The sequence below is a fragment of the Streptomyces sp. NPDC002018 genome, from assembly GCF_042890865.1.
Classification (GTDB): Bacteria; Actinomycetota; Actinomycetes; order Streptomycetales; family Streptomycetaceae; genus Streptomyces.
Genome location: NZ_JBIASO010000011.1, coordinates 71,152 through 87,117 on the forward strand (window position 1 = coordinate 71,152; position 15,966 = coordinate 87,117).

The following is a 15,966-nucleotide window of genomic DNA, read 5'->3' on the forward strand; positions in this document are numbered from 1 at the left end:
CAACGTCCGGGTACCACCCCGATGATTCCCGGACCGGTGCTCTTTCAGCCTCCGGACAGCACCCGGACCAGTTCCTCCGCCGTGCGGCAGCGGTCGAGCAGCTCCTTGACGTGGTTGCGCGTACCGCGCAGCGGCTCCAGCGTGGGAACCCGTTGCAGCGAGTCACGGCCGGGCAGATCGAAGATGACCGAGTCCCAGGAGGCCGCGGCCACATCGTCCGCGTACTGCTCCAGGCAGCGCCCGCGGAAGTACGCCCTGGTGTCCTCAGGAGGCTTCGTCCTGGCCCGCTCGACGTCCTGCTCGTCCAGCAGGCGGCTGATCCTGCCCCGGGCCGCCAGACGGTTGTACAGACCCTTCTCGGGACGCACGTCGGCGTACTGGAGGTCCACGAGATGCAGCCGGGCCGCGTCCCAGTCCAGGCTGTCCCGCCGGCGGTAGCCCTCCAGGATCTCCCGCTTGGTGATCCAGTCCAGCTCGCCGGAGAGGCTCATCGGATCGTTCTCCAGCCGGTTGAGCGTGTCCTCCCAGCGGCCCAGGACATCCCTGGTCTGCTCGTCGGCGTCGGCGCCGTACCGTTCCTCGACATACTTCCTGGCCAGCTCGTAGTACTCCATCTGGAGCTGGACAGCGGTGAGTGTCCGGCCGCTGCGGAGCGTGACCAGCCGGCCGAGCGTGGGGTCGTGCGAGACCTGGTGCAGCGTACGGACCGGCTGGTCCACGGCCAGATCGACGTTGATGAAGCCGTCCTCGATCATGGACAGCACCAGCGAGGTCGTACCGAGCTTGAGATAGGTGGAGATCTCCGACAGGTTCGCGTCGCCGATGATCACATGGAGTCTGCGGTACTTCTCCGCGTCGGAGTGCGGCTCGTCACGGGTGTTGATGATCGGGCGCTTCAGGGTCGTCTCCAGCCCGACCTCGACCTCGAAGTAGTCCGCGCGCTGGCTGATCTGGAAGCCGTGCTCATGGCCGTCCTGGCCGATACCGACCCGGCCCGCGCCGGTGACCACCTGGCGGGAGACGAAGAACGGGGTGAGGTGGCGCACGATGTCCGAGAAGGGGGTCTCCCGCTTCATCAGGTAGTTCTCGTGCGTGCCGTAGGACGCGCCCTTGTTGTCGGTGTTGTTCTTGTACAGATGGATCGGCTGGGCGCCGGGAAGCTGGGCCGCGCGCTCGGCGGCCTCGGCCATGATCCGCTCGCCGGCCTTGTCCCAGAGCACGGCGTCCCGCGGATTGGTGATCTCGGGAGAGCTGTACTCGGGGTGGGCGTGGTCGACGTACAGCCGCGCGCCATTGGTGAGGATCACATTGGCCAGACCGATGTCCTCGTCGGTGAGCTGGCTGGAATCGGCCGTCTCGCGGGCGAGGTCGAAGCCACGGGCGTCCCGCAGCGGATTCTCCTCCTCGAAGTCCCAGCGGGCCCGCCGCGCGCGGTGCATCGCCGCCGCGTAGGCGTTCACGATCTGGGACGAGGTGAGCATGGCATTGGCGTTCGGGTGCCCCGGGACGGAGATCCCGTACTCCGTCTCGATGCCCATTACTCGCCGTACGGTCATGCGGCCCTCCTTGCCCGGCGGCGCTCCCCTCCGGGAACGGCGCTCAAGTACCGCTCTTCCTCCGGTGCGTGTGCGGCACCCGGCTCCGGGCGCCGCCACACGGCGGTACGAAAGAGCCTAGAACGCCTCCGCGCCGGTGGGGAGATCATTTCCGTCATTGGCCTGGTGTGGTGGAAGGAGCGTGGAAAGCAACCGGCTGCGGATGCCCTTCCGGACATCCGCAGCCGGTCTGCGTCTGCGCTTTACAGGTACTGACCGGTGTTCGCCACCGTGTCGATGGAGCGTCCGGTGTCCGCGCCCTGCTTTCCGGTGACCAGGGTACGGATGAACACGATCCGCTCGCCCTTCTTGCCGGAGATACGGGCCCAGTCGTCGGGGTTGGTGGTGTTCGGCAGGTCCTCGTTCTCCTTGAACTCATCCACGCAAGCCTGGAGGAGATGGGAGACCCTGAGGCCCTTCTGGTTGTGGTCGAGGAAGTCCTTGATGGCCATCTTCTTGGCCCGGTCGACAATGTTCTGGATCATCGCGCCGGAGTTGAAGTCCTTGAAATAGAGGACTTCCTTGTCGCCGTTGGCGTACGTCACCTCGAGGAAGCGGTTCTCCTCGGACTCCGCGTACATCTGCTCGACCACGGACTGGATCATTCCGTGGGCCGCGGCCGCCTTGGAGCCGTTGTGCTCCGAGACGTCGTCCGTGTGCAGCGGCAGCGTGGCCGTCAGGTACTTCGCGAAGATGTCCTTCGCCGCCTCCGCGTCCGGACGCTCGATCTTGATCTTCACATCGAGCCGGCCGGGCCGCAGGATCGCGGGGTCGATCATGTCCTCGCGGTTGGAGGCGCCGATGACGATGACGTTCTCCAGGCCCTCCACACCGTCGATCTCGGCGAGGAGCTGCGGGACGATGGTGTTCTCCACGTCCGAGCTCACACCGGATCCGCGGGTGCGGAAGAGGGATTCCATCTCGTCGAAGAAGACGATGACGGGGGTGCCCTCGCTCGCCTTCTCCCGGGCCCGCTGGAAGACCAGGCGGATATGCCGCTCGGTCTCGCCGACGTACTTGTTCAGCAGCTCCGGACCCTTGATGTTGAGGAAGTAGCTCTTCCCCGCGGGCCTGCCGGTCACCTCCGCGACCTTCTTGGCAAGGGAGTTGGCCACGGCCTTGGCGATCAGTGTCTTGCCGCAGCCGGGCGGGCCGTAGAGCAGGATGCCCTTCGGCGGCCGCAGTTCGTGCTCCTTGAAGAGATCCGGGTGGAGATACGGAAGCTCCACCGCGTCGCGGATCATCTCGATCTGGCCGCCGAGGCCGCCGATCTTGTCGTAGTCGACGTCGGGGACCTCTTCGAGGACCAGTTCCTCGACCTCGCTCTTGGGGACCACTTCGTAGACATAGCCGGAGCGGGGTTCGAGCAGCAGGGCGTCGCCGGGGCGGATGGTGATGTCCAGCAGCGGCTCGGCGAGCCGCACCACCCGTTCCTCGTCGGTGTGCCCGATCACCAGGGCGCGCTCGCCGTCCTCAAGGATCTCCTTGAGGGTGACGATGTCCCCGGCACGCTCGTACGCCATGGCCTCGACCACGTTGAGCGCTTCGTTGAGCATGACTTCCTGGCCGCGCCTGAGCTGGTCGAGCTCGACACTGGGGCTGACATTCACCCGGAGCTTGCGGCCCCCGGTGAAGATGTCGGCGGTGCCGTCCTCGTTCGCCTGCAGGAACACACCGAAGCCGGCCGGCGGCTGTGCGAGCCGGTCGACCTCCTCCTTGAGGGCCACGATCTGGTCGCGGGCCTCACGCAGCGTATTGGCGAGCCGCTCGTTCTGTGCGGACACACCCGCCAGGTTCGTCTGCAACTCGACGATCCGCTCTTCGAGAATCCTCGTGTGCCGCGGAGAGTCGGCGAGCTTTCGTCGCAGGACGGCGATTTCCTGCTCGAGATAGGCAACCTGGCCGGCTGGGTCTTCAGACCCCCGCCCCGGCCGGATGCCGCGGTTGATGTCGTCGTCGTGGGCTGCCACGGTCCTCACCTCCTCCAAGGGGAGCTGGACGCTTCCTGACCCTACCTGGGTGGGTGATGATTGAAACCCCTAGATCACAAAGACTCCGGGGTGTGTCCGATCTTCACCCTTGCGCTCTCCCTCACGCCAGGGGAATACCCACCCAGGACCGTCGGAAAGCTGTCGGTTGTATCGTCGAAGTGTTCAACACCCGTCAGGGCTTGCGCGACTTACTTAACAACGCACCGTCCAGCGGGGCAAACGGCAGGAGAGATGACCGTGCAGCAGCAGGCTCCCACCGAAGGCACCACCGAGTCCGGTGAGCCGCTCGAGGTCTGGATCGACCAGGACCTCTGCACCGGGGACGGGATCTGTGCCCAGTATGCTCCTGAGGTCTTCGAGCTGGACATCGACGGGCTCGCGTATGTGAAGAGTCCCGAGGACGAACTGCTCCAGGCCCCCGGGGCCACCACCCGGGTACCGCTTCCCCTGCTGCGTGATGTCGTCGACTCCGCCAAGGAGTGCCCGGGTGACTGTATTCATGTACGTCGCGTTTCGGACAGGGTAGAGGTTTACGGACCCGACGCGGAATAAGGCGGCCTTACCGGCGGCCGGAGGTCACCCGGGGCGACCGCTCACACACTCCGCGCCTCGGGCCTCTCCGCCCGTACGAAGGCACCGTTCTTCCACTGCCAGGAGACCCGCTCCTCCTCGTCGGGGCAGCAGCTCGGCACCTCGGGCCCCGAGTAGCCGAGCAGAGTGGCGAGAATCACTCCCTCACGGATCTCGAAGTCGGGTCCGACGCTCCGCTTCTCCCCCGGGTCGACCAGCGTCGCCACGATCCTCGGCCCGGCCTCCGCGCCCCTGGTCAGCACATACACACCCTGGGGCGGGGTGCCCGAGCCCGCCTGGCAGCGCACCGCGACCACGGTCTCGGGATTCCGGTCGCCGTCGAGATCGCCGGAGGCCTGCCGGACGACCACCGTCCCCGCTCCCCCGCACTCCAGCGGATAGTCGGCCCCGGCCGGATCGGGGGCGGGCAGGGGCGCCTCGCCGGACGCCGTCCTCGCGGGGCCGGAGCCCGTCTGGGACGCGGTGGCGGCGCCGGGCTGGAGCAGACCCGCCAGAGCCACCACACCGGCCATCGCGGTGGCTGTCGCGAGCCAGTGCATGGGGTGGGGCCGGGTGTGCGCCAGGTCCGGTACGTCGGAGATCTGCACGCGGAGTGTCTCCTGTGAAGGGGTGCCGGCGAGTAACCAACGGTGGGAGGGGAGACAGCATCGTGCCACACGTCACAGCGGGGCGGAACAGGGGGGTCCGTAAGGTCAACGTAAAGACAGAGCCGCCGACTTCCCCCCTCCTCAAGGGGAAGTCGGCGGCATCACCGACGTGTTGGGACCGGCGATCAGCCGCGTGAGCCGCTGCCGCTACCCGGGCCGTCGTAGTCGTCCCCGTACGCGCCCTTGGCGGGCCGGCGACGGCGCAGCGGGGGCTCTACCCCGTCCGCGAGCCGACGGGCGGTCACGAGGAAGCCGGTGTGGCCGATCATGCGGTGGTCCGGGCGTACGGCCAGGCCCTCCACATGCCAGTTCCGGATCATCGACTCCCAGGCGGCCGGCTCGTTGAACGTGCCGAACTCCCGGATCGTCTCCACCGTGCGGGCGAGCTGCGTGGTCGTCGCGACATAGGCGCAGAGGATGCCGCCGGGGACGAGCGCCTTGGAGACGGCCTCGACGCACTCCCAGGGAGCGAGCATGTCCAGGATGACCCGGTCGACGTCGGTGTCCGACAGATTGTCCTGGAGATCACCGACCGTCAGCTCCCACGCGGGGTGCGGTCCGCCGAAGTAGCGCTCCACGTTCTGCTGGGCGATCTCGGCGAAGTCCTGGCGGCGCTCGTAGGAGTGGAGCATGCCCTGGTCACCGATGACACGCAGCAGGAAGCTGCTGAGCGAGCCGGAGCCCACACCTGCCTCGACGACGCGCGCGCCGGGGAAGATGTCGGCGAAGGCCAGGATCTGGCCGGCGTCCTTCGGGTAGACCACGGCGGCGCCGCGGGGCATGGACAGGACATAGTCGGGGAGCAGGGGGCGCAGCGCGAGATAGGCGACGTTTCCCGTGGTACGGACAACACTGCCCTCGGGAGCACCGATCAGCTCGTCGTGCGGGAAGGACCCTTTGTGGGTGTGGAAGTTCTTCCCGGCTTCGAGCGTGAACGTGTAGTGGCGTCCCTTGGGGTCGGTGAGCTGGACCTGGTCCCCGACCTTGAAGGGCCCGCGTCGGCGGGCGGCACCGGTCGGTTCGGACATGGTCCCACCTTAGTACGTTCTTCCGAGGGCTCGGTTCGCCTGCTGTTCCGGGGCTCGGTTCGCCTCCGGGGCGCCTCATGTCGATGCCGACAGTCGACCGTGCTCGGTCCGCTCGTACCTCACGAACCTCCGCGCGCTCTCCCTTTCGACAGCGGCGCGCCCTTCGGCTCACGCACCTTCTTTTTTGGGCTCGGTTCGCCTCCGGGGCGCTTTATGTCGATGCCGACAGTCGACCGTGCTCGGTCCGCTCGTACCTCACGAACCTCCGCGCGCTCTCCTTTTCGGCACCGACGCGCCCCTTCGGCTCACTCGCCGGCGGGCGACAGCGGCCAGAACGTCAGTGCACCGCCCCGCGGGCGCCGTACGGGGGGCCAGGGCGCTCCGGGAAGGCACGGCACCGTCCGGACCGGCCCCGGCGGGGGCTATTGCGGGCGGGCCATCGCCGAGACGAACGCGCGCTCCACGTCGGCCGTCGACAGCACCCCGTAGATCGCGCCGGACTCCTCCACCACCAGATACTCCGTCGCGGGATTGGCCCTGAGACGGTCCAGGAGCGCCTCCCCCGCCAGCTCCGCCGGGACCCTCATGCCGTCCGTCAGGTCCTGGGCGAGGGCGCTCACCGCGACCCAGGGGCGGCGGTGCTGCGGTACGCCGACGATCGCGGACTCCCGTACCAGGGCCGTCGGATCGCCGTGGCCGTCGACCACGACCAGCGCGCGGGCACCCGCCTCGTTGGCACGGCGCAGGGCCTCGGACAGGGGGGTGCTGGACTCGACGGGGACCGCGCGGCGGGTGAGCGCGCGGGCCTGGAGTTCGGGCAGGTGCTCACGGAGCCTGGCCATCCGCAGGCTGTTGCCCGCTCCGGTCCAGATGATCGCGGCGAGGATGGCGGCGAGCAGCGCGTCGGTGACCGTCTCCATCCCGCTGACGTGAGCCGCCGACGTACCGAGCGCTCCGGTCTGGGTGAGCAGCGGAAGGCCGATGAGGACCGCGACGGCGAGTCCGCGGCCGACCCAGGCGGCGGCCACGGTGCCGCTCATCGGCTTGCCGGTGATCTTCCAGACGACCGCGCGCAGCATCCGGCCGCCGTCCAGGGGGAGGCCGGGCAGCAGATTGAAGGCGGCGACGATCAGATTGGAGACCATCAGTCCGGCGAGCAGGACACCGGGGACCGTGCCGGCCTCGACGGCCAGCAGACCGAGGTAGAAGAGCCCCGAGAGCACCAGGGAGAGCAGTGGCCCCACGAAGGCCAGCACGAATTCACGGCCCGGTGTCTCGGATTCCTTCTCGATCTCCGAGACTCCGCCGAAGAACTGGAGCTGGATCCGGCGCACCGGCAGCTTGAAGCGCAGCGCGGCGACCGTATGGGCCAGTTCATGGACGAGGACGGAGGCGTAGAAGGCGACCGCGAAGAAGAGGGAGACCAGATAGCGCAGGTTGCCCAGCTCGGGCAGGACCCGGTCGAGCTGGCCGCCGAAGATCCAGGTGATGAGCGCCGCCACCAGGAACCAGCTCGGGGCGACATAGACGGGCACGCCGAAGGGGCGGCCCATGAGAATGCCCCCGCCGGGGTCTTCGCGCTTCGAGGGCTTCCCGTCGGGGCCCGCGTCCCCCTGGCCGGGCTGCGGCCGCCTGCTCTCGCCGCTCTCGTCGTCCTCTTTCACGGGTTCCCTTCGTTCGCGGCAGCGTCGCTCGCTCGATCATGCGGTGCGAGTGGCTCTGTAGTCGATGGTATTCGGATCGCTGTCGGTGTCGGGTCATAGGGTCTGCGTCATGAGTACGAGCCTGCCCCCCTCCTCGCTGTCGCCGTCACGTGCGAGCGACTTCATGCAGTGCCCCCTGCTGTACCGGTTCCGGGTGATCGACAAACTGCCGGAGAAACCGAGCGAGGCGGCCACCCGGGGCACTCTGGTGCACGCCGTGCTGGAGCGGCTCTTCGACGCTCCGGCCGTCGAGCGCACGGCGCCGCGCGCCAAGGCGCTGATCCCCGGTCAGTGGGACCGGCTGCTGGAGTCCCGGCCCGAGCTGGCCGAGCTGTTCGCGCAGGACTCCGAGGGCGAGCGGCTGACGCGCTGGCTGGGCCAGGCGGAGGAGCTGGTGGAGCGGTGGTTCTCGCTGGAGGATCCGACACGTCTGGAGCCCGCGGAGCGGGAGCTGTTCGTGGAGACGGAGCTGGAGTCCGGGCTGCGGCTGCGCGGGGTGATCGACCGGGTCGATGTGGCGCCGACGGGTGAGGTGCGGATCGTCGACTACAAGACGGGCAAGGCGCCCCGCCCCGAGTACGCGGAGGGGGCGCTGTTCCAGATGACGTTCTACGCCCTGGTGATCTGGCGGCTGAAGCGTGTGGTGCCGCGCCGGCTCCAGCTCGTCTATCTGGGCAGCGGCGAGGTGGTGACGTACGACCCGGTGGAGGCGGATCTGCTGCGGGTGGAGCGCAAGCTGCACGCCCTGTGGGACGCGATCAGGACGGCCACCGAGACGGGTGACTGGCGGCCCCGGCCGACGAAGCTGTGCGGCTGGTGTGATCACCAGGCGTTCTGCCCGGAATTCGGCGGCACTCCTCCCGTGTATCCGCTGAGCGTGCGGCCCGCGGACACCGCGCGGGGCGGTGAGTAGGGGCGTTCGCGCCCGGCGGAATTCCCTGAGGGCCGTCAGGGCAGAATGGGGCCGGTCTAGTGAAGGAGTTCCCCGTGACAGTCCGCGTCCTACTGGTCGACGACCAGCCGCTGCTGCGCACCGGCTTCCGGATGATCCTGGAGGCCGAGCAGGACATCGCGGTCGTCGGCGAGGCCGGGGACGGCCTCCAGGCCATCGACCAGGTCCGGGCGCTCCAGCCCGATGTGGTGCTGATGGACATCCGGATGCCCCGGATGGACGGCGTCGAGGCGACCCGCCAGATCACCGGGCCCGGCCGGGACGGTCCGGCGAAGGTGCTGGTCCTGACCACCTTCGATCTGGACGAGTATGTGGTGGAGGCGCTGCGCGCCGGGGCCAGCGGGTTTCTCCTCAAGGACGCCCCCGCCCATGAGCTGGTGCAGGCGATCCGGGTGGTCGCGGCGGGCGAGGCGATGCTGGCGCCGAGCATCACCCGCCGGCTGCTCGACAAGTACGCGGACCATCTGCCGTCCGGCGAGGAGCCGGTGCCCGACACCCTGCACACGCTCACCGAGCGCGAGGTCGAGGTGCTCAAGCTGGTGGCGCGCGGGCTGTCGAACGCGGAGATCGCCGCGGATCTCTTCGTCAGCGAGACCACCGTCAAGACGCATGTGGGCCATGTGCTGACCAAGCTGGGGCTGCGCGACCGGGTGCAGGCGGCGGTGTACGCGTACGAGAGCGGGCTGGTGCGCCCCGGCGCCCAGTAGGAGCACAGGGACAGGGATACGGACGAGGCCGGCCGGGGTGCGCCCCGGCCGGCCTCGTCCTCTGCTCGACGCCGGGTCAGGAACCCGTGCCCGTGCCCTTGCGCAACTCCCACAGGAGCAGTTCGGCGGACGAGTTGACCGCCCACTCCACGCCCGTGATGTCGTCGCGGGCGGCGACGTACTGCTTGCCCTGCCAGAGCGGCAGCACCGGTACGTCCTCGGCGATGATGTCCTGGATCTTCGCGAACGTCTTCGAGGCGGCGCTGCGGTCGGCCTCACGGCGCGACTGCGGGATGAGCTGGTTGCGCAGCGTCGGGTTGTTGTACGGGGTGTTGAGGAAGTTGTCCTTGTCGAGGAACGGCCCGATGTAGGTGTCCGGGTCCGGGAAGTCCGGGAACCAGCCCATGCCGTAGACCGCGTACTCCCGCTTGGTCTGCTTCGGCCGGAAGACGCTCCACTCCGCGCCCTTGATCGAGACGTCGAAGAGCCGGCTGCCGTTGAGCTGCTCCCGGATAGTCTCGAACTCCTTGGCGGTCGCCTCGCCGTAGTGGTCGGTGGTGTAGTTCAGCGTCAGCTTCACCGGGGTGGTGATGCCGGCCTCCTCCAGCAGCTTGGCCGCCTTGGCCGGGTTCGCGTCACCGTACTTGTTGAAGAACGAGTTGGTGTGGGTCGCGACGCTGGACGGGATGAGCGAGTACAGCGGCTCGGCCATGCCCCCGTAGACCTTGGTGATGAGCTTCCCGCGGTCGATGGTGTACGCCATGGCCTGGCGTACCGCCTTCTCCTTGGCGGTCGGCGCCTCGGTGTCGAAGCCGAGGTAGCGGATCTCCAGGCCGGGCATCTCGGTGAGCTGGACGCCTTCCTTGGGGTTGTCGACCATCGAGTGGACCTGCTCGGGCGTCATCGCCCGGGTCATCACGTCGATGTCGCCGCTGTCGAGCGCCTTGCCCATGTCGTCGGCGTCCTTGAAGGGCCGCAGTTCGACCTTGCTGTTGCGGAGCTTCAGATCGCCCTTGTAGTCCGGGTTCTTGGTGAAGATCGCCTTGACGACGGTGTCGCCCTTGACCTCGGCCTTGAAGCTGTACGGACCCGAGCCGTTGACCTCGAAGCCGTCACGGAGCTTGTTCGGCTCGTACAGCTTCTGGCTGACGATGCCCGCCGGCGGGGTGGACAGCTTGTAGGGGAACGTCGCGTCGGGCGCCTTGAGATGGAAGACGATCTCGTAGTCGCCGTTCGTCTCCATGGTGTCGATATTGCTCAGCAGACCGGAGATACCGCTGGGGTCCTTGATGTCCAGGACGCGCTGGATGGAGTACTTCACGTCCTCGACGGTCACCGGGTCGCCACCGGAGAACTTCAGCCCCTCGCGCAGGGTGCAGCGGTAGCTCTCGTTCTCGCGGTCCGTGAATCCGCACTTGGAGGCGGCCTCGGGCACCGGCGCCCCGCCGCCGCGCGGCACATGCATCAGCGTCTGGATGGTCTGGCGGAGCACGTTCCAGGAACCGGTGTCGTAGGCGAAGGCCGGGTCCAGCGGGGCGGGGCCGTCCTCCGTGGCGACGTACTGGTCCGTGGTGCCCACGACAATGGCTTCGCCTCCGTCGGACCCACCGTCCGAGCCGCCGCAACCGGCGAGCACGGGCGCAAGCAGGCCGATCACGGCCGACAGCGCCAAAGTCTTGCGGTTCATCCTGGACGTACTCCCTCATCCGGCACTGAGATACAGCGGTGCTAACGGAGACTCCTCCGCGCCCACCCGTTCGGGGCAGTGCGATCGGGCCGGGATACAGGGCGATCGGTCCTGTGTACATGGCGACTTGGTGGGTCGTCGGGACACGTCGTTGATGCGGCGAAGTGCTCGCGATGAGATTAGTCGGAGGCACCGGGAATGCCGGAACGGGCCTGATCTGAAACGTAATCACACAGTGATCGGCAATAGCGGCGTGTGGATATACGGGCCCGGAATGTTTCGTACAGGCCTCCATCAATCAGGACACAAGGGCCCACGCGGACCCCGCCCGGGCGGCCATGGATCAGCCTCGCCCACGCCTGTCGACGTGAGCGCAGGTGATAAACGTCACTCCGCATCCCGTTTAGGGGGTGCTGGATTGCCGGAGCCGACGGTAACGGAAAATACCCGTTCCAATGCCGAGAGTTTCCGTCCTTATTCCGGTGCGACGCTCTGTGTGGGGATCAGTGCCCGCGCGTCATCATCCCGCGCAGAAATACCAGATCGACCTCTTCCAGGGAACCGACGACGAGCCGCCGGGCGGCCGGTGCGATCGGGGCGACGGAGGGTACGGCGACCACCCGGCAGCCCGCGGCCTCGGCGGCGGCGACACCGGTGGCCGTGTCCTCGATGACGGCGCACCGCGCGGGCTCGGCGCCCAGGCCCCGGGCCGCGAGCAGATACGGGTCCGGGTGCGGCTTGGTACGGGTCACCTCGTCGCCCGCGACGGTGAGCGAGAAGTACTCGGGCCCGAGCGAGGCCAGGACCCGGTCGATGATGCGCCGGTGCGACGCGGAGACCAGGGCGGTGGGCACCTCGTGCGCGGCCAGCTCGGTGAGCAGCCGGGTGGCGCCCGGCATCAGCGGTACGCCGCGCCCGATGCGCTTCTCGAAGGTGTCGTTGAGCAGCACGGTCAGCTCGGCGAGGGTGATGGCGGCGCCGGTGGCCTCGATGAGGAAGCTCGCGCTGCGCGTCATGGGACCGCCCACCACCACATCGCGCCAGGTCTCGTCGAGGACATGGCCGAGGGTCTTGAAGACCTCCACCTCGGCGTCCCACCAGAATCCCTCGGTGTCGACCAGGGTGCCGTCCATGTCGAGAAGAACGGCCTGAAGGGCCGAGCCTTCGGCCGTACGGGTCAAGGACGCGGGGACCGTACTGGTCATCCGGCACACCTCCATGAGGGACGAGAAGGCCGGTCACCTGTCCCGCGGGGTTTCCCCCCAGGGACAGGCGACCGGCCTGCGCTGGACCGACCAGTGTACGACTCGTCCGTCTTCCGCGCCGAACGGATTCCGGCGGACCACTCCCCGGGGGTGCCGGGAGCGGCTGCGCCGCGTCACCGGGTCAGCGTGCGTTGAAGTACTTGGCCTCGGGGTGGTGGATGAGGATGGCGTCGGTGGACTGCTCGGGGTGGAGCTGGAACTCCTCCGAGAGCTGGACACCGATCCGCTCGGGCTCCAGCAGCGCGGCGATCTTCGCGCGGTCCTCCAGGTCGGGGCAGGCGCCGTAGCCCAGCGAGAACCGGGCACCCCGGTACTTCAGGGCGAACATGTCCTCGACATCGGCCGGGTCCTCACCGGCGAAGCCCAGTTCGGCCCGGACCCGCGCGTGCCAGTACTCGGCGAGCGCCTCGGCGAGCTGGACGGAGAGCCCGTGCAGTTCGAGGTAGTCGCGGTAGGCGTTGGACTCGAACAGCTCGGCGGTCCGCTCACCGATCTTCGAGCCGACGGTGACGACCTGAAAGCCGACCACGTCCCGCTCGCCGGACTCCTCGGGGCGGAAGAAGTCCGCCAGGCAGAGCCGGCGGCCTCGGCGCTGGCGCGGGAAGGTGAAGCGGGTGCGCTCGGAGCCGTCGTCGTTGAGGACGATCAGGTCGTCGCCCTTGGAGACACACGGGAAGTAGCCGTAGACGACGGCCGCCTCCAGCAGGTTCTGGGTGTGCATCTGGTCCAGCCAGCCGCGCAGATGGGGCCGGCCCTCGCTCTCGACCAGCTCCTCGTAGCTGGGACCGCCCTTGCGGGCCTCCTTGAGGCCCCACTGGCCCTTGAAGAGGGCGCCCTCGTCCAGCCAGGAGGCGTACTCCTTGAGCTGGATGCCCTTGACCACGCGCGTGCCCCAGAACGGCGGTGCGGGGACGGGGTTGTCGACGGCGACATCGGAGCGGACCGCGCCCTGCTCGGGACGCTCCTCCACCACGGCGGTGGCGCCGGCCCTGACCCGGCGCTGCTTCAGCTCGGGGAGTACGGCGCCGGGCACACCGCGCTTGACCGCGATCAGCGCGTCCATCAGCCGCAGACCCTCGAACGCGTCCCGGGCGTACCGGACCTCGCCCTCGTAGATCTCGTGGAGGTCCTGCTCGACATAGGCACGGGTCAGCGCCGCGCCGCCGAGGATGACGGGGTAGTCGGCCGCCATCCTGCGCTGGTTCAGCTCCTCCAGGTTCTCCTTCATGATCACGGTCGACTTCACCAGCAGACCGGACATGCCGATCACATCCGCCTTGTGTTCCTCGGCGGCCTCCAGGATCGCGGAGACGGGCTGCTTGATGCCCAGATTCACCACGTTGTAGCCGTTGTTGGAGAGGATGATGTCGACCAGGTTCTTGCCGATGTCATGGACGTCCCCGCGGACGGTGGCCAGCACGATCGTGCCCTTGCCGTCGTCGTCGGTCTTCTCCATGTGCGGCTCCAGATAGGCCACCGCGGTCTTCATCACCTCGGCGGACTGGAGCACGAACGGAAGCTGCATCTGGCCGGAGCCGAACAGCTCACCGACGACCTTCATGCCCTCCAGCAGCGTGTCGTTGACGATGTCCAGGGCCGGCCGGGTCTCCAGGGCCTCGGCCAGGTCCGTGTCCAGGCCGTTCTTCTCGCCGTCGATGATCCGGCGCCGCAGCCGCTCCTCCAGCGGCAGGGCGAGGAGTTCCTCGGCACGGCCGGCCTTCATCGACTTGGTGTTGACGCCCTCGAACAGCTCCATCAGCTTCTGGAGCGGGTCGTAGCCCTCGGCACGGCGGTCGTAGATCAGATCGCGTGCGACCTCGACCTGCTCCTCCTCCAGCCGGGCGATCGGAAGGATCTTCGAGGCGTGCACGATCGCCGAGTCCAGGCCGGCCTTCACACACTCGTCCAGGAAGACGGAGTTGAGGACGACACGGGCGGCCGGGTTCAGACCGAAGGAGATGTTCGAGAGTCCCAGGGTGGTCTGGACGTCGGGGTGGAGGCGCTTGAGCTCGCGGATCGCCTCGATGGTGGCGATGCCGTCGCCCCGGGACTCCTCCTGCCCGGTGCAGATGGTGAAGGTGAGGCAGTCGATGAGGATGTCCGACTCATGGACGCCCCAGTTGGTGGTCAGGTCGGTGATCAGCCGTTCGGCGATGGCGATCTTGTGCTCGACGGTACGGGCCTGGCCCTCCTCGTCGATGGTCAGCGCGATCAGCGCCGCGCCGTGCTCCACCGCCAGCGCGGTCACCTTGGCGAAGCGCGACTCGGGGCCGTCCCCGTCCTCGTAGTTCACCGAGTTGATCACCGCGCGGCCGCCGAGCTTCTCCAGCCCGGCCTCGATCACGTTCAGCTCGGTCGAGTCCAGCACGATCGGCAGGGTGGAGGCGGTGGCGAAGCGGCCCGCCAGCTCGGCCATGTCGGCGACACCGTCGCGGCCGACGTAGTCCACGCACAGGTCCAGCAGATGGGCGCCCTCGCGGATCTGGTCGCGGGCCATCTCCACACAGTCGTCCCAGCGGCCGTCCAGCATGGCCTCACGGAACTTCTTGGAGCCGTTGGCGTTGGTCCGCTCACCGATCGCGAGGTACGACGCGTCCTGGCGGAACGGCACGGTCTGGTAGAGGGACGCGGCGCCGGGCTCGGGACGCGGCTCACGCTCCGTCAGCTCCTTGCCGCGTACGCGCTCGACCACCTGGCGCAGATGCTCCGGCGTCGTACCGCAGCATCCGCCCACCAGCGACAGGCCGTACTCGCGGACGAAGGTCTCCTGGGCGTCGGCCAGCTCACCGGCGGACAGCGGGTAGTGCGCCCCGTCCTTGCCGAGGACGGGCAGACCGGCGTTGGGCATGCAGGAGAGCGGGATACGGGAGTGGCGGGCCAGATAGCGCAGGTGCTCGCTCATCTCGGCGGGACCGGTGGCGCAGTTCAGGCCGATCATGTCGATGCCCAGCGGCTCCAGCGCGGTCAGCGCGGCGCCGATCTCCGAGCCGAGCAGCATCGTGCCGGTCGTCTCGACCGTCACGGAGCAGATGACCGGGAGGTTCGTGCCCGTGGCCGCCAGCGCGCGGCGGGCACCGAGGACGGCGGCCTTCGTCTGGAGCAGGTCCTGTGTGGTCTCCACCAGCAGCGCGTCGGCGCCGCCCGCGATCATGCCCTCCGCGTTCCGCTGGTAGGCGTCGCGCAGGGTGAGATACGGGACATGCCCCAGCGTGGGGAGCTTCGTCCCGGGGCCCATGGAGCCCAGCACCCAGCGCTGCTGCCCGGTGGACACGGTGAACTCGTCCGCGACCTCACGGGCGATCCTCGCGCCGGCCTCGGCCAGCTCGAAGACCCGCTCGGGAATGTCGTACTCCGCGAGCGCCGCGTAGTTCGTACCGAAGGTGTTGGTCTCGACGCAGTCCACACCGACCGCGAAGTACTCCTGGTGGACGGACCGGACGATGTCCGGGCGTGTCACGTTCAGGATCTCGTTGCAGCCTTCCAGGTCCTGGAAGTCCTCCATCGTCGGATCCTGTGCCTGGAGCATCGTGCCCATCGCGCCGTCGGCGACCACCACCCGGGTGGCGAGTGCCTCGCGGAGGGCTTCGATACGGGTCCGGCTGTCGGTGGAGGGGGTCGGCGACGAGGCCATGAAAGTACTCCCTGGGATGCGACGGCTGTCGGCTTTGCGCCCCCTGATCGGAGGGCGCACCCGGCCAGCGTAGCCGGGCGGGCCCCTTCGCGGTGTGGCATCCCAGCGGCCGGACGGCATCCTGTGCACGGAAGGATCCGGACGCGCGGCCGAACGGGGCCCTGGCTCC

General features: G+C 68.4%; 11 protein-coding genes. 3 read left to right on the top strand and 8 right to left on the bottom strand.

What is annotated here, in order from left to right:
- Window positions 1-44 precede the first annotated feature (44 nt).
- Together dop and arc are read right to left on the bottom strand one after the other, a co-directional pair.
- Window positions 45-1,556 (bottom strand): depupylase/deamidase Dop, encoded by a 1,512-nt coding sequence (dop, locus tag ACFYYH_RS19795; RefSeq protein WP_388552384.1) that lies wholly within the window; start codon window positions 1,554-1,556, stop codon window positions 45-47.
- A 242-nt stretch (window positions 1,557-1,798) separates the two neighbouring features.
- A complete protein-coding gene (gene arc / locus ACFYYH_RS19800; protein WP_388552387.1) occupies window positions 1,799-3,565 on the bottom strand; it encodes a proteasome ATPase in 1,767 nt (588 codons plus the stop codon).
- Between the two features lie 252 nt (window positions 3,566-3,817).
- On the opposite strand from arc, the gene ACFYYH_RS19805 reads away from it, so the two are divergent.
- On the top strand, window positions 3,818-4,138 hold the full coding sequence (locus tag ACFYYH_RS19805; protein WP_388552390.1) for a ferredoxin: 321 nt from the start codon (window positions 3,818-3,820) through the stop codon (window positions 4,136-4,138).
- A gap of 41 nt (window positions 4,139-4,179) precedes the next feature.
- Here the strand turns inward: ACFYYH_RS19805 and ACFYYH_RS19810 are convergent, their stop codons facing one another.
- From ACFYYH_RS19810 to ACFYYH_RS19820, 3 genes are all read right to left on the bottom strand, one after another.
- Window positions 4,180-4,764: a hypothetical protein gene (locus tag ACFYYH_RS19810; protein ID WP_388552393.1), complete on the bottom strand. Its 585-nt coding sequence runs from the start codon at window positions 4,762-4,764 to the stop codon at window positions 4,180-4,182.
- A gap of 185 nt (window positions 4,765-4,949) precedes the next feature.
- On the bottom strand, window positions 4,950-5,852 hold the full coding sequence (locus ACFYYH_RS19815) for a tRNA (adenine-N1)-methyltransferase (RefSeq protein WP_388552396.1): 903 nt from the start codon (window positions 5,850-5,852) through the stop codon (window positions 4,950-4,952).
- Window positions 5,853-6,274: 422 nt separating this feature from the next.
- The gene (locus ACFYYH_RS19820; RefSeq protein WP_388552399.1) at window positions 6,275-7,516 is read right to left on the bottom strand and encodes a site-2 protease family protein; all 1,242 of its coding nucleotides are present in this window, start codon (window positions 7,514-7,516) and stop codon (window positions 6,275-6,277) included.
- 64 nt (window positions 7,517-7,580) lie between these two features.
- On the opposite strand from ACFYYH_RS19820, the gene ACFYYH_RS19825 reads away from it, so the two are divergent.
- Both ACFYYH_RS19825 and ACFYYH_RS19830 read left to right on the top strand, forming a co-directional pair.
- On the top strand, window positions 7,581-8,468 hold the full coding sequence (locus ACFYYH_RS19825; RefSeq protein ID WP_388552402.1) for a RecB family exonuclease: 888 nt from the start codon (window positions 7,581-7,583) through the stop codon (window positions 8,466-8,468).
- Between the two features lie 74 nt (window positions 8,469-8,542).
- Entirely contained in the window at window positions 8,543-9,214 is a 672-nt protein-coding gene (locus ACFYYH_RS19830; RefSeq protein ID WP_351391057.1) for a response regulator transcription factor, read from the top strand.
- A gap of 76 nt (window positions 9,215-9,290) precedes the next feature.
- On the opposite strand, the gene ACFYYH_RS19835 is transcribed toward ACFYYH_RS19830, so the two are convergent.
- The 3 genes from ACFYYH_RS19835 to metH all read right to left on the bottom strand — a co-directional run bounded on the left by ACFYYH_RS19835 (window position 9,291) and on the right by metH (window position 15,797).
- Entirely contained in the window at window positions 9,291-10,901 is a 1,611-nt protein-coding gene (locus ACFYYH_RS19835; protein WP_388552405.1) for an ABC transporter substrate-binding protein, read from the bottom strand.
- 503 nt (window positions 10,902-11,404) lie between these two features.
- The gene (locus ACFYYH_RS19840; protein WP_388552408.1) at window positions 11,405-12,106 is read right to left on the bottom strand and encodes an HAD family hydrolase; all 702 of its coding nucleotides are present in this window, start codon (window positions 12,104-12,106) and stop codon (window positions 11,405-11,407) included.
- Between the two features lie 181 nt (window positions 12,107-12,287).
- A complete protein-coding gene (gene metH / locus ACFYYH_RS19845; RefSeq protein ID WP_388552410.1) occupies window positions 12,288-15,797 on the bottom strand; it encodes a methionine synthase in 3,510 nt (1,169 codons plus the stop codon).
- Between the last annotated feature and the right edge of the window lie 169 nt (window positions 15,798-15,966).

Bases quoted from the DNA above. Each gene is read 5' to 3' on its own strand.
- dop (WP_388552384.1), bottom strand. From the start codon at position 1,556: ATGACCGTACGGCGAGTAATGGGCATCGAGACGGAGTACGGGATCTCC.
- ACFYYH_RS19805 (WP_388552390.1), top strand. From the start codon at position 3,818: ATGACCGTGCAGCAGCAGGCTCCCACCGAAGGCACCACCGAGTCCGGT.
- ACFYYH_RS19815 (WP_388552396.1), bottom strand. From the start codon at position 5,852: ATGTCCGAACCGACCGGTGCCGCCCGCCGACGCGGGCCCTTCAAGGTC.
- ACFYYH_RS19825 (WP_388552402.1), top strand. From the start codon at position 7,581: ATGGTATTCGGATCGCTGTCGGTGTCGGGTCATAGGGTCTGCGTCATG.
- ACFYYH_RS19835 (WP_388552405.1), bottom strand. From the start codon at position 10,901: ATGAACCGCAAGACTTTGGCGCTGTCGGCCGTGATCGGCCTGCTTGCG.
- ACFYYH_RS19840 (WP_388552408.1), bottom strand. From the start codon at position 12,106: ATGACCAGTACGGTCCCCGCGTCCTTGACCCGTACGGCCGAAGGCTCG.
- metH (WP_388552410.1), bottom strand. From the start codon at position 15,797: ATGGCCTCGTCGCCGACCCCCTCCACCGACAGCCGGACCCGTATCGAA.